Origin of the sequence: Virgibacillus ihumii (assembly GCF_902726655.1) — a bacterium.
In the GTDB taxonomy this organism is placed as follows: Bacteria; Bacillota; Bacilli; order Bacillales; family Amphibacillaceae; genus Lentibacillus; species Lentibacillus ihumii.
On the sequence record NZ_CACVAN010000001.1, the window covers coordinates 1,911,972 to 1,932,943 of the forward strand.

Below are 20,972 nucleotides of genomic sequence, written 5' to 3' on the forward strand. Positions count from 1 at the left end.
TTTATTCTCCTTTGCTGTCCAACATTGGTATCTGTACATCTTTTTCTCGAGCGGTTTCTTCTGCCAGTTCATAGCCCGCATCAACATGACGAGCGACACCCATTCCAGGGTCTGTTGTCAATACGCGTTCCAGCCTTGCTTCGGCTTCCTTCGTTCCATCCGCAACAATAACCATGCCTGCATGCAAGGAATACCCCATGCCGACACCGCCGCCATGATGAACACTGACCCAGCTTGCTCCACCGACACTGTTAACAAGCGCGTTTAAAATCGGCCAGTCAGCGACGGCATCACTGCCATCTTTCATTCCTTCAGTTTCACGGTTGGGTGAAGCGACGGACCCGGAATCCAAATGATCACGCCCGATGACAATCGGTGCCTTTATTTCACCGCTTGCCACCATATCATTGATGATTTTGCCAAAGCGGGCACGTTCCCCGTAGCCCAGCCAGCAAATGCGTGACGGAAGTCCCTGAAAACTGATTTTTTCCCGTGCCATGCGAATCCACTTGCAAAGCGATTCATTATAGCTGAACTCCTTTAATATTACTTCATCTGTTTTATAAATATCTTCCGGATCACCTGACAAAGCTACCCAGCGGAATGGTCCTTTTCCTTCACAAAACTGCGGGCGGATGTAGGCGGGAACAAATCCAGGAAAATCAAAGGCATTCTCAACCCCTTCATCCTTTGCCACCTGTCTGATATTGTTGCCATAATCAAACGTAATGGCGCCTTTTTGCTGCATTTCCAGCATTGCTTCGACATGTTTTGCAATACCTTTTCTGGAAAGTTGTGTATAGTGCTGTGGATCTTTTTCCCGTAAATCAGCCGCTTCATCCAGTGTCATATCAACCGGCACATAGCCATTTTTCGGGTCATGTGCTGACGTTTGATCGGTCAGCACATCCGGAATAAATCCTTCCGCAATCATTTGCGGTAAAATTTCCGCAGCGTTGCCAAGCAGGCCAATTGAAAGAGGTGTCCCTGCATCCTGGGCCTCTTGTGCCATCCGGACTGCTTCACTTAAATTTTTCGCCTGTGTATCCAGATATTTCGTTTCCAAACGGCGGTCAATCCGGTGCTGATCAACCTCTATCGCGATACATACCCCCTCATTCAACGTAACCGCCAATGGCTGCGCACCACCCATGCCTCCAAGCCCCGCAGTAAGCGAAATGGTTCCTTTCAAACTTCCATTAAAATGCTGGCGCCCACATTCAGCGAACGTTTCGTATGTGCCCTGGACAATTCCCTGGCTCCCGATGTAAATCCAACTGCCGGCTGTCATCTGACCGTACATCATCAAACCCTTCTGATCCAATTCATTAAAATGGTCCCAGTTGGCCCACGCCGGAACAAGGTTTGAATTGGCAATCAGCACTTTTGGCGCATCCTTATGTGTTTTAAAAACAACAGCAGGCTTGCCTGACTGAACCAGCAATGTTTCATCATCTTCAAGCCGCTTCAATTCCTTCACAATAGCGTGATAACAATCCCAGTTCCGCGCTGCTTTACCGATACCACCGTACACGACCAGTTCATCCGGGTTTTCCGCAACCTCCGGATTGAGGTTATTGTTCAGCATGCGTAATGCAGCTTCCTGCAGCCACCCTTTTGTATGAAGTTTCGTTCCCCGATACTGTTCAATGTGCTTCTTGGCATCCGTTACCATTTGATCTCCTCCGCTTCATTGTAATTTTGAGCTGTGTGACGAAAACTTTTCATCGTTTCCGCTGCCAGATAAGCCGCAAGTTTGACCGTCTTACCATTCTCATCAACACGCGGATTCACTTCCGAGATATCAAAGCTGATGGTCTTTTCATGTGCAGCTGTATATGTCATGATTTTCTTGACTGTTTTAGGATCCAGGCCTAATGGTGTTGGCGCGCTGACCCCTGGTGCCGCAGAAGCCATCATGGAATCCGTGCAGAGCGTCAGCATAATGTAGTCATGGTCTTTTGAGAAAGCATCAATCTCCCGCTGCACTTTCTGAAAATTTCCTGACTCCACTTCCTGCTGCAGCATATAGTGACAACCCAATTCATCCGCTGTTTTAAACAACGCTTTTGTATTTCCAAACTCCTGCACCCCAAGACACAAATAACCGGCCTTTTCATCCTTTTCCATAATTTGTCTGAACATGGTGCCGGATGATGGAAGTTCGTCATCGCGCAAATCAAAATGTGCGTCAATATTGATAATGCCAAGCTTGGAATCCTTACCTAAAAACTTCCTTACACCCAAATAATGCCCATATAATGTTTCATGGCCGCCGCCGATAATGACCGGAGTAGCCGATGATTGTAAAATGCGTTCGACTTGTTCGCCGAGCTCCACCTGTGCTTTTTCCAAATCGCTGCCTTCACAGATAACATTTCCGGCATCGATTATGTCGCTATCCAAATGATATGGCAGTTTTGCGAGGGCTTGACGGACAGCATCCGGAGCTTCACTCGCCCCCTGACGACCTTTATTGCGCCTTACACCTTCATCACTAGCAAAACCAATAATAGCGAAAGCGTTGTCATTTTGGCGGAATTTATGGATATCCTCAACTTTTACAACCTGATGGAAACGAAAACCGGACACGTCATGATCAGTATCCACCCTCCCACTCCAAAGCTGTTTTTCCGATGGTTTGTAAATTTTGAATCACCTCTGCATCCCGTATATTTCTGAATACTATAACTTTACATAAAATTATAATAGGCTTATGCTATAAATACCAATACTTCTTTTCTATAATTCTATAGATTTTATTTATAATGGAGGAGATTGAATGGAAATACGGCAGTTGAAATATTTCGCGACTTTAGTTGAGGAAACCACATATACACGCGCGGCAGAAAAACTCCATCTTACCCAGCCTTCACTGACCGCATCCATGAAAAAACTTGAAAAAGAACTGAATTTTTCCCTTATTGATAAACAATACCGGGAGTTCCGATTAACGAATGAGGGACAAATCCTGTATCATGAGGCAAAAAAACTGCTGAACCATTATGAACATGTATCACATGAAATGACCCGATTAAAGGAAGTGGGGCCGCCAAATCTATCCATTGGACTGATTGAATCATCAATGTTTTTTATTCCCGAAGTTTTGGAGAATTTCAAGCAGGAGCAGCCTGATGTAAAGGTAAGTCTATTGGAAACCTTAGGCCTTTCCGATGTAACAAAAGCACTCAGCAATTTTGAGATTCACATGGCCATAACCAATCAGTTCATTCAAAATGAGGAAATTGAAACCATACCTATTTATAACGAACGGCTGGTCGCATTAATCCCACCCGGCCATGAATTGGAAAACCAAACAAAGCTTCGCATACCTGATTTGGAAGGACAGGATTTTATCGTATGTAAAGAGGGGTTCCAGACAAGGAAAGACATTGTCGATGCATTCCACAAAGCAGGTGTCTATTTAAACATCCAATTTGAAATCGAACGTTTCGAAACAGGCTGCAGCCTGGTCGAAAGCGGCCTCGGAATCACCGTCATACCGGAAAACTATGTACGCTTCTCCAAAAGGTCGCTCCAAACCATGATCAAACCGTTCCACGATCCCAGCATTGCCAGAACCGTATATCTGGCATATGACAAAAACCGGTACCTGCCACCTGTCGTAAAACGGTTTATTACGTTGGTGGAGGAGTTTTTTGGTTAGGGAGTGGTTTCAAAATTAATGGGGAGGGACAAATCCAGTTTCCAATAAATAAGAACGGAAACAGAATATGAAACGTGCGAAATCTCGGTAAAACGTGCGAACTACCTGCCCATTCGTGCGAACTCTCGGTGAAACGTGCGAACCCCTCCAAATCGAGTGAACGACCCATCAGAACCAGCACTAAAAAACGAGAGTCCACCGTAACTCTCGTTTGAACAATAATTAAAAAATCACTCAAAAAGCCCAAACCTTTCCATTTCCCTTTTTTCACGGCACTTAGGGCATCTTTTGGGATAGACAAACCCCTTTTGTTTATAAAACTGCTGCTCCCCCACTGAAAAAGTAAAACGATCACCGCACTCCCAGCATTTCAGCAATAGATCCTGGGGTGCTTCCCCTTTAAGCGCTTCATGAATAGATTCGGTTCTTTCGTTGACGGCGCTCAGATCAATAGGCGATTTTGCCTCCAACTTGTCGATGGTTGATCGGATCTTGGCTCTTACTTTCTTATAATCAACTATTTCCCATTCTTTCAAATATGGAATATACTTACTGTCGCCTGTTTCACCAATCTTTTCGAGGAACAATAATATTATATGACGGTTGCGGTCTTTTAAATAATACATATCCGGCGACGGCTCACCATCTTCCAGCCATTGATCCCATTCACTTAAAAATTCATCCGCACGCTGATCAGCTTCAATTTCCCATCCACGGTCCGTAAAAATAATCATAGGCAATTTGCCGCTGTATTGAATATCCAAAAAATCATGCGCAATCATCCAATCAATCTTATGCATGACACCTTCCAGCTTTTCTGCGCGAAACCACCCATAAGTTGGACAATCATTTAAACCCAATAGCAGCACCTTTTTCTCACGTGATCCCTTTAAAATCTTGGCAAGCAGTGTCCTTCCACCTTCCGCAATGATCTCATCTGCTGCCCGCAAAATAGCTCGAATATCCGCTTCCGCTAATTGTTTACTGGTATGTTTTGACATTAAAAAGGCAACTCCTCATCCGAAATGTTAGGATCCATTTTGGTAGGTTTATTCTTTTTCACCGGGGGCTTATTTTCTGTCGTAAGTATTTTGCCAAACTTCTTTTCATATAAATCCCGAACCCACACTTTGACGGGTGCTTTCCATTTCTGGTTGGACGAAGGAATGTTTTTCAGCAGGCTTTTTGGCTTCATGCCAAGCTCCTTCGCCATTTGAATATCAGCCTGATTAAGGCGGCAACGTTTTTTAGCTTCGGCCCAGGTAGCATACTTTTTACTTTTTCCCAACAATCTCAAACCTTTCAAGAATTCTTAATAGTTTACTAACACTATCATAACATATTGTAAATGGAAGAAGCGTATGGGGTTTATTTGATGGAATGGCATTTGCTGTGGCTACGAATCGGATAAATAATCAATCCATATAAACCCTGATATTCATGTACTATAAAGTTAGATTGTTTTAAAAGAAGGAAGAAACTTCTATGGCAAAATAAACAGCCTGGGTCAACGTTGAAAAAAAGAGGAGGTGGAAGCAGACTTGGCCAAATCGGAGTCCATGCTGCAAAACAAACAGCAAAACTTGGTTGATACATTATTTTAAACGAGGTGAGCATATACAGCATGCAATTAGAGTCCCTTATTCTAAGCACCACAGCATTTTTTGTATTTTTTCCCACTTCCGCATATACAAGGGACATTCCGATTAGGCTTGTCTTCTTCCCTATCCACCATGTTGTTATCACCTTGCACCACATACCTTCCAGCTTCTTTCATTTTTTTATAACGTTGTTTCAACAGTTTGACCATCTCGTTATCTTTTCTCACTTCTTTCATCACAACATCATTTACTTCTTGTTCGGCAACTCCTGCTATTTCCTTAATCTCATATTTTTTCGTTCTTAAGGAAAACAGAACAGTGAAATCGGCACGAACATAATTGACCCGTTCTTCATTTTTTATAAACTGAATGTAAACATCATCACATTTACAGCCGGGATTCATGCAATACATATCAACAACATAATATTTCACAGCTGAATACTGATTATCTGCAATAGCAAGACCTTGAGTGTCTCCAAAGACCTCAATAAAGCTTAATGCTTCTCCTTGTAAAATAGCATCCGAATTAACTGTTCTCATTTCTAACGCCCCTATCAAAAATTATTTGTAAGTCTGATACGTTAATGTTCATTCACTTACCGAACAGTGCATTATTCATAAAAAAGAACAGTCAAAAAACAATTTTGAGGATAATTTATAAATATTTCCGTGAATCTCTAATGCATAACATCTTCCATCTTTTCGGCGAAAAACCATGCATTAATTAGACAGGCGCTTTTATCTCGATTCCAGCACTGTTTCCCACGTGTCCCACGTCAGAATCATAAGCAATTAACTAAACTTTCCCTCAATTCAATCAAAACAGTGCGATGGGATGAATATATGTACTACTAAGTATTATTTCTCATTTTTTCGAAAATTGAGAAATAATTGTGATAAAATAGACATATCACATTTAAATAGGAGGAGGTGTTTATATGACCCACTGATTAAATAATCGCCAATACAGGTTTTAATTTAAGATTTCAGCTCGAAAAATTAAATCTTCGGAAAGAGGAGGGAAAAGAAATGGATGCATTAACAATTATAACGTTGGGAATTTATATGGCAGGGATGCTGGCTATTGGTTACTGGTCCTATCGGAAGACAAAAACTCTGGATGGTTATATGCTTGGTGATCGTGACCTTGGGCCTGCTGTTACAGCGTTATCAGCCGGGGCATCCGATATGAGCGGCTGGATGGTTATGGGGCTCCCGGGCGCATTCTATGCCTTGGGAATGTCGCAGGTCTGGCTTCCTGTTGGATTATCAATCGGTGCTTATATCAATTACCTTGTAGTTGCTTCCCGGTTACGTGTGTATACCGAAATTGCGGATAATGCGATTACGGTGCCGGATTATCTGGAAAATCGTTTTGCCGATAAATCTCGTATATTGCGTGTTATTTCCGGTCTTTTTATCTTGATATTTTTCGCGGTTTATGCGGCTTCAGGGCTTGTTGCCGGCGGTAAGTTATTTGAAAGTGCATTTGGAGCAAGCTACCATACCGGATTATTCGTCACGTTGGCGGTTATTGTTGCTTATACCTTATTCGGCGGGTTTCTTGCTGTAAGTACAACAGACTTTGTGCAGGGATGTATTATGTTTGTTGCACTTGTTCTTGTTCCAATTGTTGTATTTACGAATATTGGCGGGGATATTAGTTTGGCAGAGGAGCTCAGGAAGATTGGCGAAGCAACCGATGTTAACATGCTGAATATCTTTACTGGGGGGACATTTCTAAGTATACTCGGACTCCTTGCCTGGGGGCTCGGCTATTTTGGTCAGCCGCACATTATTGTTCGTTTTATGGCGATTCGTGATGTGAAAGAAATGAAAATTGCCCGCCGCATTAATATTGGCTGGATGGTTGTCGGGCTGGCCGGTGCTGGTGCGACTGGTATCTTGGGTGCTGTGTATTTCGCAAACCATGGTGGTGCACTGCCGGATCCGGAGACGGTTCTAATCGATTTCGCGGCTGTACTGTTTCATCCGATTATTACCGGTTTTATCCTTGCTGCGATACTGGCTGCGATTATGAGTACGGTTTCGTCCCAATTACTTGTTACTTCCAGTGCGATTACCGAAGACTTTTACCGTAAGTTTTTCAGAAGAGATGCGTCTGATAAAGAGCTTGTGCTAATTGGACGGTTGGCTGTTTTAGCAGTCGGACTAATCGCCGCCTGGATTGCATTTGGAAATAACCAGACTGTTCTCGGTATTGTCAGTCATGCCTGGGCCGGGTTTGGTGCGACGTTTGGTGCCGTAATTCTGGTAAGTCTCCATTGGAAGCAAATGACACAAAAAGGTGCAATTGCTGGTGTGGTCACGGGCGGACTAACAGTTATCCTATGGCTGTCACTTGGATGGGACGCAAAGTTCCCCGGACTGAATGAGGGCATATACGAAATCATTCCTGGTTTCCTGTTAAGTCTTCTTGCAATTTATGTTGTAAGTAAAGCCACAACACAACCAGATGAGAAAATAAAAGTAAAATTTGATGAGATGGAACAACGAATAAAATCATAAAGGGACATAGGGGGCAGGCTCATCCTGTCCCCTTGTTGCTTGAAAAAAGTTCCAGTAATCAACTGTCGAAAACCATACTTGCACCCATCAGGGTAAAAGTTTGGTTTTCCAGCTTTATTTGTCCCCAAACTCTTTCACAATAGCATCACTTTGTCTGGTATCTCCGGATTCAACAAAGCTCCTTCACATATGATTCCTACACTAAACACTGCAGTAAATTACTGTTAATTTCTTTATCCTGAATAAAATAAGACAAAATGTAAAAAGAAACATATATTTCCCAAACATTTTGTATAATGTAACCATATTAACTCGCATGTATAATCGAAATATTCATAATTAAGAGTATACTTACTTTGAAGTATGGACAAGCAGCACCTGCAAGAAGAACCGATGATTATCCTTGTTAACCGGCTGGTTTATTGTTGCAGGGAAAGAATGGACAACTCATTGAGGAAGGATGAGAAACAATGGATGCTGACCTTATTTTAAAAAATGGTGAAGTCATTACAGTCGATGAGAATTTTTCCATTTGTGAGGCATTGGCTGTCAAGGACAATAAGATTATAGCTGTCGGTACAAACCGGGACATTCTTACTTTACAAGGAAACCACACTCAAGTCATTGATTTGAAGGGTAAAAGTCTTATTCCCGGGTTTATCGATTCCCATGCCCATCTAGAATTATATGGAACGAATAAGCTGGGGGAAAATTGTAAAGATGTTGATAGCATAGAAGATATCCAACATAGATTACGAGAAACAGCGGAGAATACCCTTGAAGGTGAATGGATTCGAGGATGGGGATACAATCAAAATACTCTTTCGGAAGGCAGACACCCAAACCGGTGGGATTTAGATAAGGTGTCAACAGATCACCCAATCATAATTGTCAGAACATGCGGCCATATTTCCTGTGTAAACAGTAAAGCATTGGAACTGGCAGGCATTGATGAAAAAACTCCAAATCCTGCAGGAGGAAAATACGTACGGGATGATAATTTACCAACGGGGGTTTTATTGGAATCAGCGCATATGAATATGTTTATGAATGCGATGTATTCCGAAGAGGAAATTTTAAATGGATTGGAACTGGCATCCGCAGATTATGCAAGCAAAGGCATAACAAGTGTTCATGATGCGGGTGGTTACAACAATGATCATTTCCGTTATCTTCAAAAGGCAGTTCACGATGGAAAGATTAAACAACGGGTGTATGCGTTAATAGGCTCCCTTCATGATTCACCCGGTGTGCTAAACAAAGCATTGGATGCCGGTATGGTAACCGGACTTGGGGATGAATGGTTTAAAATTGGTCCGGCAAAAGTCTTTATTGATGGCAGCAGCAGTGGACCTACAGCAAGGACGAGGGCACCTTATACAAGTAATCCAAATGATAACGGAATTTTATACTTAAACGAAGTGGAGTTAAACAAATTATTAGGTAAAGCCCATGATTTAGGGTGGCAGCTTACAGCACATGCAATTGGAGACCAGGCTGTCGAAATGATGGTAAATTGTATTGAACAAGCTTTAGACAAAAAGGGTAGGTCAAACCATCGTCATCGGATTGAACATGCGGGTATGACGCCACCAGATTTAGCAAAAAAGATGAACGCATTGAACATTGTTCCGATTCCTAATCCGGCATTTATCCGAGAGTTTGGTGACGGTTACATCAACGACTATGGGGAACGGGTAGAAACTATGTTTCCTATACGTCAGCTTATTGATGAAGGGTTAACAGCTGCTATTGGTTCAGACAGTCCAATTACAACATTCAACCCGCTAATCGGTATTCAAGCTGCAGTTACCCGTGAAAGCAAGGCAGGAACAGCTGTAGGCGATTCAAGAGGCTCTGCAGCTTTATACTCGAAATGGAGCCTTTGCAAGTTTTGAAGAAGACATTAAAGGAAGTCTGGAAATTGGTAAGCTGGCTGATCTCACTGTACTTGATGGATCCATTTTAAATACCTCCGAAGATTCTATTCATACAATGAAGGTCGACATGACTTTCATCGATGGGAATCTCGTGTATGAAAATCAATATAAGAAGGAGGAGATTAATAAATGAGCCGGAGAAAATTTGAAATCATTTACTTTGTAGCCGTTACCTTGACATTATTACCTGTAATCTTCCCGGTATTTGAAATTGCAAATCGGGCAGAGCCAATTATCCTGGGTTTGCCGTTTGGATTCTTCTGGGTCATTCTTTGGATTGTGATAGCATTTATTACCGTCACAATTCTTTACGCTTTCGATCCCAATAAAGATGAACAGGAGGAATAGATGATGGCTGATTGGCTAATTGCGTTATCAATGATGATTATATATCTGGTTATTGCGCTCGTCATTGGAATCCTATCCGGGCGTGGTCAGGATAAGAGCTCTTTAAATGAATTTGCTGTTGCAGGCGGGGGTTTAGGCTTATTTGTAATGTGGTTTCTCATGGGCGGTGCCGTTTTCAGTGCCTTTTCTTTCTTAGGTGCCCCGGGCTGGGCCTACTCCATGGGCGCTCCGGCCTTTTACATTATTATTTATACTGCCTTTGCGATTTTACCATGGTACATTGTTGGACCAAAAATTCGAAAAATAGGCGTTAAACTTAACCTTTATACACTGGCAGGTTTCTTTAAAGGGAGATATGGTGGCAAGACATTACCTATTTTGATTGGGCTGCTGGCTTTGTTTGCCTTTGTCCAATACCTTGCTACACAGATGAAAGGTATGGCCTTCATTTTTAATATTATGACAGGCGGCAGAATCGATTTTTGGCTGGGGGCCCTACTTGCATATGGTATTGTAGTTATTTACGTTGCTACAGGGGGACTCCGTGCTGCAGCGTGGTCAGATGTATTCCAGGGAATCCTCATGATTTTAATTTCCTGGATTGTAGGCATATTTGTTGTCATTCAGCTCCATGACAGTATTGGCGGCATGTTCTCATCCATTGCTGAAACGAAACCAGGCTTTCTGGAAATCGGCCATTCGGGCTCAAATATGTCACCGATTGGGTATACGACAACAATTTTGGTGTCAATTTTCGGTTTCTTAATGTGGCCGCACTTGTTTTCAAAGTCCTATGTCTCGAAACCTAAAACAATTAAACAAACCGTTCTTGCTTATCCAATTTTCGCGTTATTCCTGGTTCCTCTGCTTCTAATTGGATTTGCTGCAGTAGGAGTTGTTGATCCTGATGCCGTAAGCAGTCCGGATCAAATTTTACCGTATTTAATTACCGCTGTCATTGAAATGCCCGGTTGGATTTACGGGTTAGTAGGGGCCGGGGCACTCGCCGCAGCAATGTCTTCGGCAGATGCCATCACCCATAGTGCTTCCCTGGAATTTACAGACGGGGTGATTAAAAACATTTGGCCAAATCTAAACGATAAGAAAACACTATTAACCATGCGTTTGGGAGTCATTATAATTGGTGGATTTGCATACTATATTACCATTTTTGGCGGACAGGGGTTAATTGCGTTATTGCTTGGCGCGTATGGAGCCATCGTTCAATTTGCTCCTGGTGTTTATGGAGCACTTTATTGGAAACGGGCAACAGCACCAGCTGTTATAATAGGGATGATTACGGGAACATTGGTAAACTATTATTTTCAGCTTGTGGCAACAAGCACACCATTCGATATCCATCCAGGTATTTTAGGTTTGATAGCAAACCTTATTCTGTTTATCACAATCAGCTATGTAACAAAATCTCAAAATAAACAGGCTGTCTCCACCTATGTGGACGCGAAGAAAATTTCATAAAATACTGCGTTAACAAAGGGCTGTCTCAGTAAATTGAGACAGCCCTTTATGGATTGAATTATCCTACCAAACCACAATGTCCTATAAATCAGGAACCATTTTGGAACTCACCTAAAAATCGAATTCGGCAAAAACGCGGACACCAACCAGTTTGGTGCATCCACAATTTCACTTATTTTCAGATCAACGGCAACACTGCACAGCATATATGCTTCCTGATCACTTAGACCATAAGTACCCACTAAATGTTCAATCATGTAACTTATCGCCTTTTTCGATGCTTCCACTAAATCCGGTCCATTACCAGTTGTTACATAATACCCCTGGCTATCCGCTTCGGGCATTGGCGGCCCCGGGATTTCATATCGTGGTTCTGCAATTGATTTACCTTTATGAAGTTTAAATCGGACAGTTGTTTCCATCGATGCCTCAATAGCCGTGCCACAAACTTCACCATCGCCCTGAGCAGCGTGTGTATCGCCAATCGAGAACAAGGCTCCTTCAACCCACACCGGTAAGTATAGCTTTGTTCCTTTGGTTAAATGCCTGATATCCATATTGCCGCCATTCTTTCTTGGCGGTACCACACTAAAGTTCCCTTCTTCAGGTAATGCAACACCAATGGTTCCGGGGAAGGGCTTCATAAACAAATCAATTCCGTGTAAAAATTCCGTTTTGTTTCGTTGTGTTAAATCAAATGTCTTAATGGCCGGTTTTGGAAATTGATCAGCCAATAGGCCAAATCCGGGGATAATCGCTGTCCATCCCCAGTCCAATTGTCTGAAATCCAGCATTTCAATTTCCAGCGTATCCCCCGGTTGAGCATCTTTTACATAAATTGGCCCTGCAACAGGATTTACTTTTTCAAAATCGAGACTTCCCACATCGTCAGCAGTAGAATTCTTTGAAAATTGCCCACCGGAGGATTCCGTGATTTCATATGAGATAGTTTGACCCGAATCTACTTCCGCAATAGGTTTTATACTATTATCCCATCCATGGTGCATGTGTGATTTAAAATCATGGATCGTTTTGTGCATATGGTGGTGATGATGAATTGACATAACAAATTCCCTCCTACACTAACTTAATTTCTTTATAACTACCCAAAAATCAATTGAAACAGCTCACTGCCTCCAAGATACAGATACAGCAGGATAATAAGTCCGAAAATCGTATTTTTAACCTTCCCATTTCGATCAACTTCAGCAATCTGTTTGGAATTTAATAAATACAGAAGAACTGCTGCCAGAATCGGCATAAACGCCGCTCCAAGTGCACCATATATAAGTACAATCACCACTGGCTGTTTAAATAACAGAAGCAGCATTGGCGGAAATGTTATCCAAAAGAGATAGAATCGAAATGACGGATCTTTTTCAGTTATTGGCTTTTCTTCCCCTGAAGCTTTCTTACCTTTTTTCTTAACAATACGAACAAAGTCTGCAAATAAATAGGACATGCCATGCCAAGGGCCAACAATAGAAGTGAAAATAGCACCCCATACACCAATTAGGAAAACCCAACGTGCTATATTTCCAAACCTCTCCCCATAAGCATCGGCCAGGCCGACGAGTCCATCATTTCCGCTAATTGTTACCCCTGAACCAAACAATAATTCCGCCGCAATTATCATTACGCTTATTGCAAACATTCCTGTTACAATGTAAGCCACTGATACATCAAGTTTCATAATTGACATCCAACGTCTGTCTCTCCAACCTTTTGCATAGATCCAATATGAATAGGAAGTAAGGGTTATGGAAGCACCAACCCCTCCCAATATGCCCAATATCTTAAAAAATGAGCCTTCCGGTATGGAAGGAACTACCCCGTAATCAACGGTTCCGGCATTTACTGCGATAATTACTGCAGAGCCAATTATGCTAACAAACATTATACCGATTAAGACTTTCATCAAACCTTCCAGTACCTGATATCTACCAAACCAAACTAGTAGAAAACCAGCCACTCCTGAGCCAATTGCCCAAAAAGCAAAAGAAGTACCCGGAAACATAGCAACCAGTATCATTGCTGACGTCCCTGTTATTGCTGATCCATATATTAAACCCATCAATACTAGGTATACGCCAAAATAGATGGTTGCCCACCACCCTGCCATATGCCATCCTTCCAAAATTGTTCTCCCTGAGGCAAGATACCAGCGACCTATTCCCTCGGTTAAAACGAACTTTATAAAAGCCCCTACAATAATAACCCAGAGTAAAGTCAATCCAAAACCTGTTCCGGCAATAGAAGCCATGATGAAGTCACCTGCTCCCACACCGGTAGCCGCAACAACAAATCCAGGACCTACAAATTTCAGTTTTCCTTTTAAACTTTTGGGCGGCGATGTGTTAGATTGTCCTTTTAGTTCTGGCATTTCAAATTTCCTGGTTTCCAATTTCATTCCTCCTAAAATAATAAGTTTTACATCCTTTTGCTATGTGAACATAAAATTGCACATCAATGGTAACGCTTACATTAAGAGGTAAAACTACTTAATCTAGTGCACAGAGCTTCCTTCATTTAGATATATGAAAACCATTTAAACAATGAGGCTGGGACAAAAGTGTTTTATCAAAAGAAAAATACGAATTAATTAGAAATGGTGCATATAGCCGCTCCGGAAATATACTTCGCTATAGTAGTGGATTGTTCGTCTTTTTCGATACACTTTTTCGTTTTCCCCAACCTCATTCTTTTTTATATAGTTATAATCAAAGAAAAAATCCGCCATAAACCAGTGCGCCTACAATAACAAAAGCAGGGTGTACCTTGACTTGTTCCATCAATACATAACTCACAACAATCAAAAATGCCGTTTGCCAAATACCTGCTCCCTCATAGGATTCCACGAAAAAGTCCCAAGCCATTAAGCCGAGCAGCAAGGCAATAACCGGCCGGACATAGAGGGTAAGCCGCTTAACCTTAGGGGAATCTTTATACTTATATAAAACACCCAACAGGACAATCATCAGAATGAGCGAAGGGGCCACTGTTCCAAACACAGCAACTAGCGCACCCGGTATCCCACCTATCTCATAGCCTATATATCCTGCCATTTTAGTAGATATCGGACCAGGGAGTGCATTACCTAAAGCAAGCACTTCACTGAATTCCTGAATGGTCATCCATTCATATCGCTGCACAACTTCATTTTCAACCAATGGGATGGAAGCAGGGCCGCCTCCGTACCCCAGGATGCCAGGTATGAAAAATGCCAAAAAGATATGCCAATACAGAATCATTGTCCAGCACCCTCCCTTGCCTTTTGTTTTTCATCCTCTGAGCTGCTTTTATCCTTTTGAACAAGGGCAAGCACCAATAAAGCCCCAATCACAATGCCCGGATGTACGCCAAGTTTCAAAATAACTAAAATAATAGCAGACATGATAATCGTCTTTTTCCATCCTAAGCCTTTTCCCGCTTTCTCTAAAAACTGCCATGTGAGGACCGCCAGCATGACTCCGACAACTGGGATGACAGCAGTCGTCATACCACTCACCCAATCAAAGTTGCTTATGGATGATAAGGAAGCAAGCAGGATAATCATTAGAAAAATAGTTGGCAGGATGGATGCAATTACTGCATTGATCATCCCGAGAAATCCGGATTCGCGATGACCAATATACCCAGCCATTTTCGTAATGATAGGTCCGGGAAGCGTATTACACAAGGCAAGGATATCGCCAAATTCTTCATCTGTTACCCACTTATATTTTTCAACCGTTTCAATGTGAATTAATGGTATTGATCCGGGACCGCCCCCATAACCAAGCATTCCCACTCTGAAAAATGCCAGAAATAGATTCCATTGAACTCTCATACCGGGCACCTCCTTCTTACCAGCACGCAACTGCTCCATCCGTTCTGGATTCCGTACCGCCAATAAGAACACCCGAGTCCGGATCCCTCAGTATGATCTGTCCTCGACCGAATGTATTGGGCTCCAGCTGAATCTGAATTTCGTGCCCTTTTTCAGCTAAACTTTGCGCAATATGATGAGGGAAACGATTTTCCACCTCAATCTTTTTGTCTTTCATCCATTGCCAGCGAGGTGCATCCAGCGCTGCCTGCGGATTCAAATCAAAATCAAGCATATTCATGACTACCTGCACATGGCCCTGTGGCTGCATAAATCCTCCCATTACACCAAATGGGCCAACGGGGTCTTTACCTTTAGTCATAAAACCGGGAATAATAGTATGATAAGTCCTTTTTCCTCCCTTTAAGGCATTGACATGACTGGAGTCTAATGAGAATCCATGACCACGGTTCTGCAGGGCAATCCCTGTTCCCGGAACAACTAAACCGGATCCAAATCCCATATAATTGCTTTGAATAAAAGACACCATGTTCCCTTCATTGTCTGCAGCAGCCAAGTAAACGGTCCCGCTCATGGAAGGTTCACCTGCTTCCGGCTGTAAGGCTGCTTCCCCAATCTGATTCCTTCGTATATCCCCGTATTCATCAGACAATATATCATTCGCTGAATATCTCATATGGGATTCCTCTGTTACGTGTTTTTGACCATCAGCGAACGCGAGTTTTACAGCTTCCATTTGTTTGTGGTATGTATCCACTGATTCTTTTTCGGTAAAGGTAAAGCCTTTGAGAATATTAAGTGCCTGCAAAGCAATAATCCCCTGCCCGTTTGGCGGTATTTCCCATACATCATATCCACGGTAATTCACCTTAATCGGATCAACCCATTCCGGTTTATATTCAGAAAGGTCCTCCGAAGTTAAATAGCCGCCGGTTTCTTTTGAAAAATTTACAATTCTGTCAGCTAGTTCACCACGATAAAAAGACTCGGCGTTTGTTTCAGCAATAGACCTTAATGTTTCCGCGTGATCCAGCGATGACCAAATCTCCCCTGTTTTCGGTGCTCTTCCTTTAGGTGCAAACGTTTCGAACCAATAGTTAAAGGACTCCTCCGTTAAGCAACTGCTGAAATTCTGATAAGCTTTCTTCCAGAACTTGCCTAAAGTCGGTGATATCGGAAACCCTTCTTCCGCATACGTAATGGCAGGTTGTAATACTTCAGATAATGGCAGTTTACCAAACCGTTCGGACAGTTCTGCCCATGCCCCGGGTGCACCAGGCACGGTTACAGGCATCCAGCCATACTTCGGCATTTCACCATAACCGGCATTTTTAACGTCATCAATCGAAATGTTTGCCGGTGAGCGGCCACTGCCATTAAGACCATGCAGTTTCCCTTTGGTCCAGACAAGCGCAAACGCATCACCACCTATCCCATTGGAAGTTGGCTCAACGACCGTAAGGCATGCCGCAGTGGCGATTGCAGCATCAATCGCATTCCCGCCTTTTTTCAAAATATCAAGGCCAGCTTGAGACGCTAATGGCTGGGATGTTGCAACCATGCCATTGCTTGCATATGAAACATTTCGGTTAACTGGATATGGGTGTGCTTGATTTGTAAATGAGTTCATAAAAGCATCTCCTTATAAATAGTTTGATAGATTCCCGTTTATTATTTAATACCTATACCTCGTGACAAGCTACGAAATGCCCGGATTCGATCTCTCTCCATTCAGGGGCTACTTCTTTACAGTGCTCTGTAGCCAATGGACAACGTGTATGAAATCTGCAGCCCTGCGGAATATTTAATGGGCTCGGGACATCCCCTTTTAAAATGATGCGTTCTCTGCTTGCATTATTATTTATTGTAGGGATAGCTGATAATAAGGCCTGTGTATATGGATGCAACGGATTTCGGTAAAGTTCATTTTTATCAGCCATTTCAACGATTTTACCCAAATACATAACTGCTACCTTATCACTGATATGTTTTACGACGGACAGATCATGTGAAATAAATAAATAGGTTAACTGATAATCCTTTTTAAGTTTTTGCAGAAGATTTAATACTTGGGCCTGTACCGAGACATCAAGCGCTGATACAGCTTCATCACATATGATAAGTTTAGGCCTCACCGCTAAAGCACGGGCAATACTGATCCTTTGCCGTTGACCGCCGCTGAATTCGTGCGGATACTTCCAATAATGTTCCGGTTTTAAACCAACATCAATCAGCAGCCGCTGAATATAATCCTTTGTATCTGCTTTCGGAACAATTTTATGGGTACGAATTACTTCACTTAACATTGCCCCAACTGTCATTCGCTGATTTAATGAACCGTACGGGTCCTGAAATATCATTTGCATATCTTTCCGGACTTTTCTTAGCTGTCTTTTTTTTAAACGCGTTATATTTTCCCCATCAAAAATGGTTTCACCTTCAGTCGGGTCCTGCAAGCGAAGTATATTCCTTCCCATAGTAGATTTCCCGCAGCCTGATTCTCCTACGACTCCTACTGTTTCCCCATGGTTGATAAATAGGGAGACATCATCCACCGCTTTGACAAATTCTTTTTGATTAAAGGAACCACCCATAGGAAAGTATTTTTTAAGTCCCTTGACTTCAAGTAACTTCTTTTTTGGCATTTGTTCTTGTACCGGCATTCCCATCCTCCTCCGTTTCCGCCCATTTTTCAGTGTACATCCAGCAGCTTACCTGGTGATCGTCATCACCCGTCAGAGCAGGTGACTCGTCATGACAGAGTCCTCTGGCAAAAGGGCATCTATCAGCGAAACGGCAACCGTTCAAAAGTTCATCCGGATTTGGAACCGTTCCTTGAATAATAGGGAGTTCTTCCTGTTCCTCTTCCAGATTGGGAATTGCTTTTATTAACCCCTGTGTATAAGGATGCTTCGGGTTTATAAATAATTCTTCTGCGGGACTTTTTTCAACGACTTTCCCGGCGTACATGACCAAAACATTATCAGCCATTTCCGAAACGACTCCCAAATCGTGGGTAATCATCATGATAGCCATTTGCATTTCATTTTTTAACTCATTCATCAGATCAAGAATCTGTGCCTGAATGGTTACGTCCAAAGCAGTTGTCGGTTCATCCGCAATTAAAAGTTTCGGGTTGCAAGCGAGAGCCATAGCAATCATAACCCTTTGCCTCATCCCTCCACTTAGTTGATGGGGATAATCATCAACCCGCTTTTCCGGTGACGGAATTCCAACAAGTTTAAACATTTTCACGGCCCGCTCAAGAGCTTCCTTTTTATCTACTTTTTGGTGTATACGCATTGCCTCTGCAACCTGTTTCCCCACTGTATGAACAGGATTAAGCGAGGTCATGGGTTCCTGGAAAATCATTGATAGGTTATTACCACGGATTTTACTCATTTCCTTCATATTTTTATGAACCAGATTTTCATTCTCAAGCAATACCTCCCCCTCAGTAATTTCGCCATTTTTGGGAAGAAGGCCCATAACGGATAGAGAAGTTAAGCTTTTACCGCAACCCGACTCACCCACAATACAAAGCGTTTCGCCTTTTTTTACAGAAAAGCTGACTTTGTCCAATATAGGGACAAATTTTTTCTTATTTCTAAAACCAGCGGAAAGATTCTTAACCTCCAGTTGAATTTCACTCATTTCATTCACCTCTTCCGGAATGCTGATGCAGCATGATTTATTGTATGAACTGAGACTATTTCCCTTTTGGATTGAGCATATCTTGTAAACCATCACCAAAGAGATTAATCGACATTACTGCCAAAAAGATAAATAGTCCTGGAAAGAAAACAAGCCATGGCGCTTCATTCAAATATCCTTGTCCCTCTGCCAGCATAGCCCCCCAGCTTGGTGTTGGCGGTTGCGTTCCTAATCCCAGGAAACTGAGTGAAGCCTCTGCTATAATCGCTCCCGCAATATTTAAAGTAGCAAGTACAATAATCGGCCCCAATGAATTTGGCAAAATATGAAATAACATAATTCGCCAATCTTTAATCCCTGAAGATTTAGCAGCCTCGACATATTCATGTTCCCGCTTTGCCAAGACTTCTCCTCGCATCAGACGAATATAATTTGGTGTAAAAACCAAACCGATAGCAATCATAGCATTTTCCAGCCCAGCTCCAAGGATGGCGGCAAGTGTCAGTGCTAACACCAGGGGCGGAAAAGCCAGCATAGCATCCGTAAACCGCATGATTAGTAAATCATCCCAAAGGCCGCGGTAATACCCCGAAAATAAACCGATGGGCAGCCCAATTGCCAATGCAATTCCAACAGAAATTAACCCTGCCTTTAAGGAAACTTGTGCTCCAAAAATAATTCTGCTGAAAATATCTCTTCCCAAATTGTCTGTGCCAAACCAATGGGACCCGCTTGGAGACTGCAGCACCTTACTGTAATTTTGCCCGGCAGGATCATACGGTGCCAGAAATTCGGCAAATACCGCCATAATAATCAATAGAACCATAAACAAACCGCCAGCCACGGATAATTTGTTCTGCCAAAGTCGTCCGGCCATATCCTGCAATAACTGTATTTTGGGATTTTTATCAGGCAGCACTTGCCTGTTTATTTCTTGTGCCTCTTTCATCATTTAGTCCCCCCAGTTAATTTGATTCTAGGGTCAAGTATTGAATACAAAATATCAATGAGAAAATTGATGATTACAACAGAAAACGCCATGAACAATACAACACCCTGTACAACCGGATAATCCCTGGTTAAAATCGAATCCAAAATAAGGCGGCCTAAACCGGGGACAGCAAAAATAGTTTCAACAATTACTGTACCTCCGAACAAGGTAGTTAATTGCAATCCGCTGACAGTTATCACAGGAATCAAAGCGTTTTTCAGTGCGTGACCAAACACAACCGATTTCTCCATTAACCCCTTTGAATAGCCTGTCCGAATATAATCTGACTCCATTACCTCTAGGAGACTTGATCGTACCATTCGCATCAATTCTGCCGCCATTCTTGTTCCTAACGTAATTGCGGGCAGCAGCATAAGCATTAAACTTCTCCAGAAATTTTCACTTAAAGGCACATATCCCGACGGAGGAAACCATCCCAACATAATTGCAAATACGTAAATAAGAAGGATACCTAACCAAAATGAAGGAACTGACACCCCTGTCAAAGCAAATGTTGTGGTAGTATAATCCAGTGCAGTACCTTTTCTGATTGCACTTATAATACCTATCGGCAATGCAATAACTAACGCAATGATGAAAGCAAAAGCAGTCAGCTCAAGCGTAACGGGAATTTTATTCAGTAAAATTTCCATTACTGGTGAATTGTCCTGAATGGAATACCCAAGATCTCCTTGGAGGACACCAGCTACCCAGTCAAAATACCGTACATATAATGGATCATTTAACCCCATCTCTTCGCGTAATGCCTCTAACGATTCCGGTGTAGCTTCAACTCCCAGCATTAACATTGCCGGGTCACCAGGCAAAATATTTACTAAGCTAAACACGATAATACTGACCAAAAATAAAACGATTACCATTAAACTTAACCTTCTAAGCAAGAAGAATAACAATAAACTTCCCTCCCCCTC

The 20,972-nt window shown here is 42.4% G+C and carries 18 protein-coding genes and 1 pseudogene; 5 read left to right on the plus strand and 14 right to left on the minus strand.

All coding sequences use genetic code 11. The annotated features are described in order from the left end of the window. Position 1: 1 nt before the first annotated feature. Both hutU and hutG read right to left on the minus strand, forming a co-directional pair. A complete protein-coding gene (hutU, locus tag HUX68_RS09365; RefSeq protein WP_174614580.1) occupies positions 2-1,675 on the minus strand; it encodes a urocanate hydratase in 1,674 nt (557 codons plus the stop codon). Further along, positions 1,669-2,610: a formimidoylglutamase gene (gene hutG / locus HUX68_RS09370; protein WP_246206644.1), complete on the minus strand. Its 942-nt coding sequence runs from the start codon at positions 2,608-2,610 to the stop codon at positions 1,669-1,671. The genes hutU and hutG overlap by 7 nt, the downstream gene beginning before the upstream one ends. Before the next feature lie 172 nt (positions 2,611-2,782). On the opposite strand from hutG, the gene HUX68_RS09375 reads away from it, so the two are divergent. Next, positions 2,783-3,667, plus strand: coding sequence for a LysR family transcriptional regulator (locus HUX68_RS09375; RefSeq protein WP_174614581.1), 885 nt, complete (start codon positions 2,783-2,785; stop codon positions 3,665-3,667). 230 nt (positions 3,668-3,897) lie between these two features. Here HUX68_RS09375 and HUX68_RS09380 read toward each other — a convergent pair whose 3' ends face one another. The 3 genes from HUX68_RS09380 to HUX68_RS09390 all read right to left on the minus strand — a co-directional run bounded on the left by HUX68_RS09380 (position 3,898) and on the right by HUX68_RS09390 (position 5,810). Then, complete coding sequence (locus HUX68_RS09380; RefSeq protein WP_174614582.1) at positions 3,898-4,668, minus strand: RQC-minor-1 family DNA-binding protein; 771 nt, start codon at positions 4,666-4,668, stop codon at positions 3,898-3,900. Further along, positions 4,668-4,955, minus strand: coding sequence for a hypothetical protein (locus tag HUX68_RS09385; RefSeq protein ID WP_246206645.1), 288 nt, complete (start codon positions 4,953-4,955; stop codon positions 4,668-4,670). The genes HUX68_RS09380 and HUX68_RS09385 overlap by 1 nt, the downstream gene beginning before the upstream one ends. Before the next feature lie 357 nt (positions 4,956-5,312). Then, positions 5,313-5,810 (minus strand): SEC-C metal-binding domain-containing protein, encoded by a 498-nt coding sequence (locus HUX68_RS09390; protein ID WP_217424797.1) that lies wholly within the window; start codon positions 5,808-5,810, stop codon positions 5,313-5,315. Positions 5,811-6,299: 489 nt separating this feature from the next. Between HUX68_RS09390 and putP the strand changes: the two genes are divergently transcribed. From putP to HUX68_RS09410, 4 genes and pseudogenes are all read left to right on the plus strand, one after another. Beyond that, the gene (gene putP, locus HUX68_RS09395; protein WP_174614583.1) at positions 6,300-7,799 is read left to right on the plus strand and encodes a sodium/proline symporter PutP; all 1,500 of its coding nucleotides are present in this window, start codon (positions 6,300-6,302) and stop codon (positions 7,797-7,799) included. 470 nt (positions 7,800-8,269) lie between these two features. Beyond that, positions 8,270-9,872: pseudogene (locus HUX68_RS09400) on the plus strand (amidohydrolase). After that, positions 9,869-10,087 (plus strand): DUF3311 domain-containing protein, encoded by a 219-nt coding sequence (locus tag HUX68_RS09405; RefSeq protein WP_174614584.1) that lies wholly within the window; start codon positions 9,869-9,871, stop codon positions 10,085-10,087. Before HUX68_RS09400 ends, HUX68_RS09405 begins: the two are co-directional and overlap by 4 nt. Positions 10,088-10,090: 3 nt before the next feature. Beyond that, entirely contained in the window at positions 10,091-11,566 is a 1,476-nt protein-coding gene (locus HUX68_RS09410) for a sodium:solute symporter family protein (RefSeq protein ID WP_174614585.1), read from the plus strand. 107 nt (positions 11,567-11,673) lie between these two features. Here the strand turns inward: HUX68_RS09410 and HUX68_RS09415 are convergent, their stop codons facing one another. The 9 genes from HUX68_RS09415 to nikB form a co-directional block, all read right to left on the minus strand. Next, on the minus strand, positions 11,674-12,630 hold the full coding sequence (locus HUX68_RS09415) for an acetamidase/formamidase family protein (protein WP_174614586.1): 957 nt from the start codon (positions 12,628-12,630) through the stop codon (positions 11,674-11,676). Positions 12,631-12,668: 38 nt separating this feature from the next. Beyond that, positions 12,669-13,970 (minus strand): Nramp family divalent metal transporter, encoded by a 1,302-nt coding sequence (locus HUX68_RS09420; protein WP_246206646.1) that lies wholly within the window; start codon positions 13,968-13,970, stop codon positions 12,669-12,671. 316 nt (positions 13,971-14,286) lie between these two features. Then, positions 14,287-14,814 carry a chromate transporter gene (locus tag HUX68_RS09425; protein WP_174616410.1) on the minus strand — a complete coding sequence of 176 codons (528 nt, stop codon included), beginning with the start codon at positions 14,812-14,814 and terminating at the stop codon, positions 14,287-14,289. Next, positions 14,814-15,395, minus strand: coding sequence for a chromate transporter (locus tag HUX68_RS09430; protein WP_174614587.1), 582 nt, complete (start codon positions 15,393-15,395; stop codon positions 14,814-14,816). The genes HUX68_RS09425 and HUX68_RS09430 overlap by 1 nt, the downstream gene beginning before the upstream one ends. A gap of 16 nt (positions 15,396-15,411) precedes the next feature. Beyond that, a complete protein-coding gene (locus tag HUX68_RS09435; protein WP_174614588.1) occupies positions 15,412-17,025 on the minus strand; it encodes a gamma-glutamyltransferase family protein in 1,614 nt (537 codons plus the stop codon). Positions 17,026-17,077: 52 nt separating this feature from the next. After that, positions 17,078-18,058, minus strand: a complete 981-nt coding sequence (locus HUX68_RS09440; RefSeq protein WP_281355719.1) for an ABC transporter ATP-binding protein — start codon at positions 18,056-18,058, stop codon at positions 17,078-17,080. Beyond that, on the minus strand, positions 18,018-19,049 hold the full coding sequence (locus HUX68_RS09445; RefSeq protein ID WP_174614589.1) for an ABC transporter ATP-binding protein: 1,032 nt from the start codon (positions 19,047-19,049) through the stop codon (positions 18,018-18,020). The genes HUX68_RS09440 and HUX68_RS09445 overlap by 41 nt, the downstream gene beginning before the upstream one ends. 55 nt (positions 19,050-19,104) lie before the next feature. After that, positions 19,105-19,998 (minus strand): ABC transporter permease, encoded by an 894-nt coding sequence (locus tag HUX68_RS09450; protein ID WP_246206648.1) that lies wholly within the window; start codon positions 19,996-19,998, stop codon positions 19,105-19,107. Continuing rightward, positions 19,998-20,954 (minus strand): nickel ABC transporter permease, encoded by a 957-nt coding sequence (gene nikB, locus HUX68_RS09455; RefSeq protein WP_174614591.1) that lies wholly within the window; start codon positions 20,952-20,954, stop codon positions 19,998-20,000. Before nikB ends, HUX68_RS09450 begins: the two co-directional genes overlap by 1 nt. Positions 20,955-20,972: the final 18 nt, after the last annotated feature.